This is a genomic window from Verrucomicrobiota bacterium (assembly GCA_027622555.1).
Taxonomy (GTDB): Bacteria; Verrucomicrobiota; Verrucomicrobiia; order Opitutales; family UBA2995; genus UBA2995.
Genome location: JAQBYJ010000024.1, coordinates 50,431 through 61,464, shown reverse-complemented (window position 1 = coordinate 61,464; position 11,034 = coordinate 50,431). Strand labels below are relative to the sequence as shown.

At 47.8% G+C, this 11,034-nt stretch carries 8 protein-coding genes; 4 read left to right on the top strand and 4 right to left on the bottom strand.

Annotated elements, in window-relative coordinates:
- Nucleotides 1-45: 45 nt before the first annotated feature.
- On the bottom strand, nt 46-987 hold the full coding sequence (locus tag O3C43_08650; protein ID MDA1066556.1) for a lipid A deacylase LpxR family protein: 942 nt from the start codon (nt 985-987) through the stop codon (nt 46-48).
- A gap of 229 nt (nt 988-1,216) precedes the next feature.
- Here O3C43_08650 and O3C43_08645 point away from each other — a divergent pair, with 229 nt between their 5' ends.
- The 4 genes from O3C43_08645 to O3C43_08630 all read left to right on the top strand — a co-directional run bounded on the left by O3C43_08645 (nt 1,217) and on the right by O3C43_08630 (nt 4,695).
- Entirely contained in the window at nt 1,217-2,500 is a 1,284-nt protein-coding gene (locus O3C43_08645; GenBank protein ID MDA1066555.1) for a DEAD/DEAH box helicase, read from the top strand.
- A 157-nt stretch (nt 2,501-2,657) separates the two neighbouring features.
- On the top strand, nt 2,658-2,798 hold the full coding sequence (locus tag O3C43_08640) for a hypothetical protein (protein MDA1066554.1): 141 nt from the start codon (nt 2,658-2,660) through the stop codon (nt 2,796-2,798).
- Nucleotides 2,799-2,908: 110 nt separating this feature from the next.
- Entirely contained in the window at nt 2,909-4,189 is a 1,281-nt protein-coding gene (locus tag O3C43_08635) for a glycosyltransferase (GenBank protein ID MDA1066553.1), read from the top strand.
- 161 nt (nt 4,190-4,350) lie between these two features.
- Nucleotides 4,351-4,695 carry a hypothetical protein gene (locus O3C43_08630; protein ID MDA1066552.1) on the top strand — a complete coding sequence of 115 codons (345 nt, stop codon included), beginning with the start codon at nt 4,351-4,353 and terminating at the stop codon, nt 4,693-4,695.
- Between the two features lie 195 nt (nt 4,696-4,890).
- Here O3C43_08630 and O3C43_08625 read toward each other — a convergent pair whose 3' ends face one another.
- The 3 genes from O3C43_08625 to O3C43_08615 all read right to left on the bottom strand — a co-directional run bounded on the left by O3C43_08625 (nt 4,891) and on the right by O3C43_08615 (nt 11,022).
- Nucleotides 4,891-6,153, bottom strand: a complete 1,263-nt coding sequence (locus tag O3C43_08625) for a diaminopimelate decarboxylase (protein MDA1066551.1) — start codon at nt 6,151-6,153, stop codon at nt 4,891-4,893.
- Nucleotides 6,154-6,260: 107 nt separating this feature from the next.
- Nucleotides 6,261-8,096 carry a hypothetical protein gene (locus tag O3C43_08620; GenBank protein MDA1066550.1) on the bottom strand — a complete coding sequence of 612 codons (1,836 nt, stop codon included), beginning with the start codon at nt 8,094-8,096 and terminating at the stop codon, nt 6,261-6,263.
- Nucleotides 8,097-8,121: 25 nt separating this feature from the next.
- The gene (locus O3C43_08615; GenBank protein ID MDA1066549.1) at nt 8,122-11,022 is read right to left on the bottom strand and encodes a TonB-dependent receptor; all 2,901 of its coding nucleotides are present in this window, start codon (nt 11,020-11,022) and stop codon (nt 8,122-8,124) included.
- Nucleotides 11,023-11,034 lie beyond the last annotated feature (12 nt).

Genomic DNA, 11,034 nt, shown 5'->3' with positions numbered 1-11,034 from the left:
CTATTTTTATCATTCATACACTGTGGCATATAACAGGAGTGTAGTCTATCCTAAAGATTGATCAGTAACTCCCATAGCGAAATCTGCGACTAGAGGCTCTTTCCTAACCGAGTGGCTATCCGCGAATGTATTTCCGTCGAGGAAAATATCGCGGGCAACCGCCCGACCATCCATCGAAGCGAAAAGAAGAAAACTATAGGTTTCCTCTTTCCTGTGGATCCCAGGCAGAACAGGGATATTTGTCTCTCCACCGGGACGTATGTGGGTGGTTCCAAAATCGAGCGGAAGATTATAACCCAAACGGCCTTCGATACCCGCATTGACGTAGGTACTGACATTTCCCAAAACCGCACTTCCGTTGGCGGTCGCGTCCATCTCCCAGCCTTTGCCTATGTTATTCTGGTTTAATCGTCTTCGGTGTTCCGCAATCAGATTAATTCCAAGCTCATCATCAAGCTGGTTTGCCCACCCATTGGCACGAGGTATGCCGCGACGGTCATGAACAAAATCCTGAATTTCCTTTCCAAGCGCGGAAGGACCAACCACTCCCAGCTGAATTTCGAAAGTGTTTTGAAATTTTTCATCTTTCATATGAAACCCAGCCCCAAGATACAACCAGGCCGCATAAGGGCGGTCATTTTCCACCAAATCCGTTGTTATAATATTTTCCGGAGTATACATGTTTTGGCCAATTGAGAAAGCAACATTCTTGCTCAGCTCATCGTTCCTGAGGTAGGGGACCTTCTCGGCAAAGAACTCTGTAAACCGTGGGAAATACGTTTGTGCAAACTCCTCCAGGTCAGGTGATACCCATCCAATTTTGGTGCCATTGGTGTACTGTTGGTCCGTATCAGCAAACAGATCGTTCTCAAAGTATAAGCTTAAAACACCGCCATCCGACCTGGACGCTTTCGGATAGGCCTCGGCCGCTGACAGGCCTGAAATTATTCCTAAGACAATGACACTGCTGACAAACAAGTACCTCATTATTCTTAGGAACATTGACGAAGCTTGGCTAATAACAACCATTTTTTAGACCAAATCGTAGTGGGTAAAGCGGCGAGGCCAGCACCAGGTAATTTATCTTTGAATCCTTTGCTTATAGGGACTTTCGGTCAATTTGAGATATAAGGAGGATCAAAAAATGATCTTGGGTTTTCTTGAGTTATCGCTTCTGGTGTGGCTTCGAAACGATCAGACTTATCAAAAGACACTTATGCCCGACCAAGAAGAAACACCCGAAACCGGGAATACAGACAATCTGGAAGATCATCCGTTTACGGCCTTAGGTCTCTCTGAAAGGGTAGTTAGGGCAGTCGCAAGTAGTGGCTATCAACAACCAACCAACATCCAGGCTCAAGCCATTCCAGTAGTACTGTCAGGAAGAGACGTTATCGGCTCCTCGCAAACAGGCACAGGAAAGACGGCAGCCTTCGCCTTACCTGTTATTTCAAATCTGGTCAAACACGGCAAATTCCGAGTGCTGGTCCTAGAACCGACGCGGGAACTGGCAGACCAGGTAAACGACGCATTCAGGACCTACGCAAAATACACTAACTTGAAAACAGTCCTCATCCAGGGTGGGGTTGGTTACGGTCGTCAAAAGGAGATTTTGGCAAGTGGCGTGGATATCGTTGTAGCTACCCCGGGTCGTTTACTCGATCACCACCAGCAAAGAACCATCAGCTTTAAAGATATCGAAATCGTGATTTTGGATGAAGTTGATCGAATGCTGGACATGGGTTTCCTGCCGGACGTGAAACGAATCGTGAAGCTTACTCCAAAAAAGCGGCAGACCTTGTTCTTTTCAGCAACCATTCCTTCAGAAATCGAATACCTGGCCCAGTGGTCCCTGACCAACCCGTTCACCATTGACGCCGGTCAAAGGCGGTCGGCTGCAGAAACAGTGAGCCACAGCCTCTACCCTGTTGCCAGAGAGCAAAAGATGGAGCTGCTAATTCGCATTCTCGACGATCTTAACTACGAAAGCATTCTAATATTTACCGAACGTAAGCTCGACGCCGAAGTGGTCGCTCGAAAACTTGAGAAAAACGGGCACGAAGCTATCACGCTTCACTCGGATCGTTCCCAAAAAGAACGAAAGCAAGCGTTGGATGGATTCAAAAGCGGTGCCCACAAAATTATGATCGCTACCGATGTAGCCGGTCGTGGACTAGACATCACAGGCATCAGCCACGTCATTAATTACGATGTCCCGCGAAATCCGGAAAACTACGTACACAGAATCGGTCGAACGGGAAGAGCCAACACGGAAGGGGATGCTATAACACTTTTCAGTGCAGATGAGATGGACCCTGTAAAGGCGATAGAAGCTTACCTCGGTGAACCACTCAAACGCGAAACGATTGAAAACTTTGAATACGCATTTACCACCCTGCTCCAAACACAGGAGGTATCCCGTCCGGTTCGCAGAGGAAGAAATCGTGGCTACATTCCGGCCGACACAATGCCCTTCAACCTTAAAGGTCGTCGTCGATAGCTTCGCCTGATGGCTGCGAGTCCCTTTTCCAGGCTTTCCAATTTATCCAGCTTCCTGGAGTCACCAGACTCCTGACCCCAACCAGAATCCATTCAACCTGGAATCAGGGGGATTGGTTCTTTCAATTCATACCGTGGTGAGTATATTAAAAAGAACCATGACCGCAGAAGAAAATAACCCAAAACATTTCAACAAAGACCGGAAATCAAATCCCAATCTGGCTATGTTTGCCATCCTGGGCGTAGGTGTACTTTACATCCTGATTCGCGTATTTCTCCATTTTAAGGCTGGGGAATAATACCGTTTGTTTACCACTCCAGTGGAAGTGGAGGTCACCGATTTAACAAAGAATCGTCAAAGTAAAGTGGTTGAGAAAAACACCCCGGTTATCAAGGAGGAAGTCCTACAATGCGAGTACTCCTAACGTCCCACGGATCCATCGGTGACATTTATCCGATCATAGCCTACGGCAAAGCCCTACGGGAAGCCGGGCATGAAGTAACTTTCGCATCCGCACGGCTTTACAAATCCGAAATCCTTAGGGCGGGCATCACTTATTTTCATCTTCCTCCGGATTGGGAACAGGAGATCTTTACTGAGTTCATGCGCGACTTGGACCGGACCCATAATCCTATTTTGCAGCTTCGCAAAATTTATAAAGGGGCATTGCCCTTTTTGTCCGAGCTCATTGATAAAATTGATGAGGCCTTGAGGGACAACGATGTGTTGGTCAGCTCGTACCTATTTCCTAATTACAAAGCCATAGCGGAACGGCAGGGCAAGCCTTTCATCTCTTTCGCATTTTGCCACAATACCATCCCATCGCCGAACTACCCGCCGGAGTTGGTCCCCTCACTAAACTGGATGCCTGACTTCGTTCAGTCTATTTGGAATAGGACCTTTTGGAGCATTTCCAATTTCATAGTGGATATGACCATCAATGGAGTCATTGGACAGGTTTTTAGGGAAAAGAATCTTCCATTATCAAAGGATTTTTTAATCAGACCCTGCGACCTTGTACTAACCGTGGTTTCGAAAGCACTCATGTCGAATCGCGGACGCGTGGATGATATTTTCAAATTTACGGGGTTCCTGCGTTGGCAAGCACCCGAATCTGAGGAAAAGGAAACTAGAATTACAGCCTTTTCAGGAGGAGAACTGGTCCCCGTTCTCACTTTTGGAAGTGTCGCCTTTGATGATACCCATTCTATCATGAGCCGATTTGAGAAAAACTGGCCCGAAGGCAAAAAGATTATTATTCAGACTGGCTGGTCCGGGCTTTCGGTAGAAGTGGAACGCCCCGAAATTCTTGTGGTTGGCAGCATGTCGCACGACCAGCTTTTCCGCCATGCATCTTGCGTGATTCATCATGGTGGGGCAGGAACGACGGCGTCAGTCCTTACAGCCGGAAAGCCACATATAATAATCCCTCATATTGCGGATCAACATTTCTTCGGAGCCGAAATGAAACGTCTGGGAGTAGGTTGGGTCATAAAACAAAAGCACTGGCCCGAACGGCTACCTTCTCAAGTTCAACGAATCGAACAACAAGAGGACTATCGCGGGAAAGCCCGTGAGATACAACAGGTGCTCCAGGAAGAAGACGGTCCTGGAAACGCGGTGAAGGCTCTTGAAGCATTTGTCGCAGCTTACAACCGCAATCAGGAAAAGCTCTACAGAAAGGGGTGACCCCGTACTTCGAATATTTTTATCGCCACGCTTACAGTGTGGAAAATCCAAAAGGCGGAAACCATTACAGGAATCCGACAGGTTTGTGTTCTTTAAAATCACGCAAATGAAATTTTGACAGGCGGATAGCCAATCGTTTTAACCACCTTGCAATGAAGGGTATGTTTCAAATTTCTGTTCTATCATTAACCGCTTTGATGTTTTTCGCAGGTTGCGGAAAACGATCTGTTGAGTACTCGGTTAATCCAGTTCCTGGAGCCAACGCAACACGCGTTGCCAAGTATAGATTCGAAATATTCAGAAATGCCCCCGAAGCCCGGCCCTACGTGAAAATTGCTGAGGTGACTGCGGAAACGACCAATATCGAAAAGGCCAAAGATATATTCACCAAACAGGGGAAGAAGGTCAAAGGCCAGGCTGCGGTGAATATTCGGGCGGTCAAGGTCGGCAACTACCGTGGGTTATCCGTTCACCACTGGGTCGCGGATATCGTAGTCTGGCAGTAGCCTGAAAGAAGTGATTTCCCAGCGAGCTTGCTGGAACTAAGGGAACCTGCCCTGCCTCAACCAGGCAAAAAAGAAGGGTGGTTTCAGTGTACAGGTTTCAGTAGGCCGACGTTCTCCGACGAGGAAAGTGAGAAACGTTTTCGTTTCAGAAATCTGACACCCCCATATCCAACCGTTCAAACCTCCAAAAAGGATTCAGGCCAAGGGCACCTCGTTCTGGAAAACCTGAGCCAGTGTTTGACGTTTGCGGATAAGCACCACTTCTCCGGATTCGCGCAATAGCACCTCAGGGACTTCTGGAAACGAATTATAGTTTTTTGCCGGCATGCTTGAGCAATAGGCACCCGCTCCATCGATCACGAAGAGATCACCGATTTCGGCCTTGGTTAGGACGCGCTCTTTCAAGAGACCTGGGTCAGACTGATCCGGGGTTAGAAGATCACCTGATTCACAGCAATGCCCCACAACGATGACGGATTCTTTTTCTTCTGAGGATCTGTATTCGACGGGCACAACAGTCATCGGCTGCTGAGCAGCGTAAAGCGTAGGACGGAGAATTTCTGTCATCCCTGTATCCAGTTTTAGAAAGACATGTCCTTCAGCACCGGTATGGGTTTTGTCCTGAACGGAGGCAAGCAGGCAACCGGAGTTGGCGGCCAGGTAGGTTCCTGGTTCGATCTCAAGATGGAGCTCACGACCCGTTTCTTTAGCAAAGGCTTCGAGTGCGGCTTTGACCGGTTGCCCAACCACTTGGAGATCCGTTGAAACTTCCCCTGGCATACGGCCGACTTTGAAGCCTCCACCAAGATTCACATGGGTAACATTGGGAAATAGACGCACCTGATTCAAAGTCAGATTGGCAGCTTTAACCCAAACATCCGCGTCGCTGCCTGAACCAATGTGGGAATGGATGCGAAATACCTGCAACGAATACTTCTCCACAATTTCCTGAGTCTGCCCCAGAAGCTCATGCCAGATGCCAAAGCTGGAAGATGGACCTCCCACATTAGTTTTGAGTGTGCCACCGGAGCCTACACCTGGGTTTACGCGCAGTCCGAGCCGACCTCCGGGGAAGGCTCTTCCAAAGGCTTCCACTTGCTTTAATGAGCAGGCATTGACCGAAATCCCGAGATTCACCAGGTCAGTTATGTTTTCAGGAAACTCTTGCGAAGAGAGACTAATTCGCTCTGCCGGAATCCCGGACTGCACCGCGCGTAGCACCTCGTGCCCACTGCTTGCATCGAAGTGAAGACCCCAGTCACGAAATAAACTGAGGACAGCACCGTTTGGACACGCCTTCATGGCATAACGTCCCGTAAATCCGAAAGGTCTTGGAAAAGCCAGGACTGCTTCGGCAGCTTTTCTTAACGATGCCTCGTCGTACACATAAGTCGGAGTGCGAAACTCACGAGCGATCTGCTTGCATTGGTCATGGGATAAAAATCGAGGCGTAGACATAAGGAGGTGGAGTTTTAAAAAAGCTGCTTGGGCGTCGATCAAAAAAACAGGGGCCCGCCGTGTTAGAAACACGACGAGCCCCTTGGGTATTATGCTGGCTTGGAAAATTAACGATAAATAAATACTTCGCCAATCGCGATTCCTACGTTGCCGCTTTCGCTTTCAATGAGAGCAGTATAGGAACCGGGAGGAAGCGTGGCTACGATGGCTGCTTCCAAATCGTCGGAAGGAGGCAAGGTTGTCGCTTCGATCAACCCACGATTAGGAGAATCTTTCCATGCGAAGTTCACTTCGATCGGAGTACCACCAGAAAAAAGAGTCAGCTTGGGGTCATCCAAAGGCGTAGGAACGGGAAGACTTGGACCCTTCGCAGTGACATATACCGTCTGAGGCTCCGTGCCGCCGATAACGAACCCTAGGTTCATTTCCTCACCAGGACCTACTCCAATCAGAGCACGCGTGGAAGTGTTTAAGAATTCTGCATCAAGCTTAAGGTCTTCAGCAGAAGTCGCCAAGTAACCCTTTTCGTCAAGAGCAGTCCAACCTTTCATCCAGTTGAAGGTTCCAACCGCTCCTTTGTGGTCTACGACAGAGTAAAAGGGGTCGTCTGGAAGATCCATAATCGTTGCCATGTCATAGACTGGGCTAGATAAGTCCAACACACGAGGATCGAGCCCACCGCTATCTGCTTCCCGTGAAATGGATTCCACAACAATCGCATCACCAATCGCGGTGTTGGAGCTGTTCGTTCCTGTAAGAATAGACACTTCAGCCGCTTTGCTGCCTTTAGTGAGAGAATTAATCGTGCCGTCCCAAGTTCCGAAGTTTCCGAAAACAGAACCTTCGATCGCACTACGCCCGGCCGTGTATTGAGCCTCGGTATCGGCATCGTCCATACGGATGACATATTTTTTGAAATCAGTGAACAGAGAGTTGTAATAGCTGGGGGCAGCATTTTCTTTCCATCTAAGTGCCGCGTTGTCTTGAGGATTAGATCCTCCAACGCCAGAACCGATGAAAGTGGCGTTAGCAATCATAGGCGTGGAAAAAGGCATGAGCGTTTTGTCATCTCCGTCACCACCATCTTGTTCGGATCCATAATTTGAACCGTTTCCAACATCTTTTTGAATGGCGAACCAAAATTGGTTTTTACCACGCCATCCCTGGTCGGAGTCAAACGACTCGTCTTCGTTGAAGGCCATAACCATGAACTTGGTGTTTACGGTGCCGCCAAAGAACTCAACTCCGTCATCCGAATTGTTGAATACTTCAACGAACTCGATGGTTGTTCCGCTTCCAACAGCCCCCAAAGTAAGTCCGTTGATTTCTTCGTCTTCAGCAAACTCGAATCCACCATAACGAATGGATACGAAGCGAAGAACTCCTGAGTTATCGGTGTCATCGATACCACCGTAGGTGATCAGATCTGAAGAACCGGCTGGAAAACCTTCAACCTCAAAGGTAGGTGGGTTCGCGGTGTTGGTAGGATCAATGAGGATGTTTCCTGGACCATTGACTACGGCATTACCGAGAAGAATGACGCCGCCCCAAAGACTAACGTCTGTGATTTCTATGTCGCGAAATACGCCAGGCGCCGTTTCAACTCCATCACGCTCTGCCAAAGCAGTGAAAACGATCGGTGCTCTCGGAGTTCCATCAGCGATTATTTGGCAACCGCGAGTGATGATGAGTGATCCAAAGGTCTGGTTCGCAATATCTTCAAATGCGAGAATTCTAGTGCCAGGTTCAATGGTTAGAATGGCTTCATCGGTAACAAAAACAGGTTGTCCGAGGAGGTATTCATTGTCTGCAGTCCAAGTGGTGTTTGTAGTTATATTCGCCGTCACTGGGACATCTGCGGCGTATACGGATGACATCACTGCCATCGTTGCTAGGATACTAATCAGATTTTTCATTTTCATTTTTATTTTTATGGGTTTCATAACTTTATTTTTGGATAGGTAAATATTAGTGCCGGTAGGAGGCGCTAAGACTGTAGGACGGACCTGGTTTCCAGGATTCATACACCGGTTTTTCATTGATGCCGTCGTAGAAGAATTGTCGGCGTTGATCTGTGACATTCTTGGCGGTAAACTTGATCGTCCAACGACCGATGGATTTGGACGCATTCAGATCGACGGAAGAATATGCGTCTTCGAAAATATTTGGAACCGTTTCGCCAATATACCTCAAGGTCTCGGCTACATGGTTAACAAACACATTGGCGGCCCAACCATTGTCCGGGTTGTTGTAACCGACATTAAAATTGAGAATGTATTCCGGTTGTCCTTCAAAAATGGTTCCAGAAGCATCCATATCTAAAGGATCAATCTCGGAATCGATGTAGGTGACGTTTCCTCCAACACTCCAAAAATCTCCTACTGATTTTCTTACTTCAAATTCGGCACCAGCGATGGTTCCAGCCGGAGCGTTTTCCCAGGAGTAGAGCGGGTTCGCGTTTACGCCGCTGGATACGGTTTGAACAATTGGATTGGAGAAGTCTTTGTAGTAGAAGCCAAATGCGAGCAAGTCTACTTCACCGATAAACCATTCCCAACGCAGGTCAAAGTTGTTGGTAAAAGTGAGTTCCAGATCCGGATTGCCAGTATAAATTTCCCCGCTCTGCGAATCTTCCACCCGGAAAGGTGAAAACTCCCGGAAGGTAGGACGGGCAAGCGTCTTGCCGTATGAGAATCTCAGATTCTGAGTTTTATCTTCTCCGAGAGGATAGACGGCATGGAAAGCGGGTAGCCACTTGTCATTATCAATCGCACCGGAGTTACGAAGCGCCTGATTGACAAAATCATCCACTGTAGCGACATCCATATCCGTTTTTTCATTACGGGCACCGAAAATGAATCGGAGGTTGTTTTTGAACTGGAGGTCAGCCATCAGGTAGTAGGCATCAATTTTCTCGGTTCCCGAATAGGACTGCACATTTCCCTGGCGACTTGTCTGCTCAATGAAGGTCACCTGCCCCGGTCGGAATTTCCCATTTCCCGGATCAAAACTTTGATCGATCCAGACGTCTTCCTCGAAGCGTTGATAAAACTCTATCTTGGAATCCGTATTACTTACAATGCCATTGGACCCTGTCGCCGAAAAGTAGCGTCCAATCGAGTTTCTGTCTGATTCCGAGGTGAACGCTCCCAACTTAATCTCTCCTGAATTCAGAGCGGAAATATTGAGAGGAAAGGTCAGGTCGATTGTGTAGTTCGTTTTGTCGTCGACCAGGTTATCATACGACTTGAAGGGAAATTTCGGATTCTCAGACAGGAATAGTGAATTGGCAGCTCCATCAGGATAGGCATATTTCAGGTTTGTAAAGGTTCGCTTGTCTGGATTTTCCTCCGAGGTTTCTGAAAAATTGGCCGACCAATTGAGCTCCATTTCGGAGAACGCTGGAAACACGTGCTTCCCTTTAAATTGGTGGAGGTTCAACTCCTTAACCGAGTGCTGCAAGCGGGTGATATTTAAAAACTCAGCGGCGGCATCCCTCCCCGTCGGCAGATTAAAGGATCCAACTGGCAATCCTGGCTCAACTACATTAGTCGTATTTTCAAACCCATTGTCACCAAAAACAACGGAATCGCTACTCTTGGTATTGATTATAAAGTTGTAGGAAACTTCATGCTCCGGATTAGGAAGCAAGGCGAGGTTGATGAGTCCTCCCCAACTGATCTCTTCATCTGATTCTGTAATATCGAATCCATTCTTGGGCCGAAGTTCTTCGGGCGTACCAATCCAGCGCTCGGAACGCTTGTTGTCGATCAGATCATAGTTGTGGTCGTAGGTGAAACTGACCAGATAGCCAAAGTTACCCGAGGTGAAGACGGATTTACTATCCCCTACAGTGGCTCCAAACGAAAGATTTGGGTCGGCTTTTTTCCTTACTGGATACCATCCCGAACGATGCAAATCCCGAAACAATGACTTTGCTTCATCAGTGGTTTTGAAACGAGTAGCCAGAGCGTACTCGCCCGGTGTAGGAGGAATGGTTGCCGGTAGGGCATCATCCGTATCGCCGAGAAAATCCATATCCCTTCCCGGAATTCCCAATATATTTTCCCCTGTAGCCTCATTAAAGCCTAACCCGACACTCGCCGTTAGGACGAATTCGTCGGGGAAGGGCTTGGTTGTTATCTCTACTGAACCACCCGTAAAGTCTCCCGGCTTGTCAGGCGTAAATGATTTGGTGGTAACAATTTTCTCTAAAAGGTCTGAGGGAATGATATCGAGTTGAACCGACTTTTTACTGGGATCGTTACTTGGTAGAACAGCACCGTTCATCAAGGTGTTTGAGTAACGGTCACCCAAGCCGCGCACGACCGCGTATTTGCCATCGACGATATTCACACCTGTAATTTTTGTCATGGCCTCGGCTGCATCACCCGCACTGGCACGCGAAAAGTCTTCAGAGCTCAACGCATCGCTAAGTGAGGCTGACCGTTGCCGGTCGGCAAGCAGAACAACGTTCTGGGAAACCATCTGATCGACGGTAATTTCAAAGACATCCAGGGTAAAGTCAGCGCCTATGGCTTGAAGCGGAACATCCAATGAAAATACTTCAGACGCGATGACTTCGACATCTGCGATCCGAGCTGTCTGATAATTCTTTTTTTCGTAGATCAGCGTGTAAGTACCCATCGGGACATTACGCACCACATATCGTCCTTCCAGGTCGGAATAAATGAAATCTGTTTCCAGCCCTTCCACCTTTACTAAAACGCCTCGTAACCCATCGCCAAAATCTTTGTCGATGATTTTTCCAGATATGGTTCCGGTCTCGTTTTGTCCGTATGAAATTATTGTGGTCAATAGAACTCCCAATAGAGAATTAAATAAACCAAGCCGTTTATTTTTAAGCATACCCATGTGATA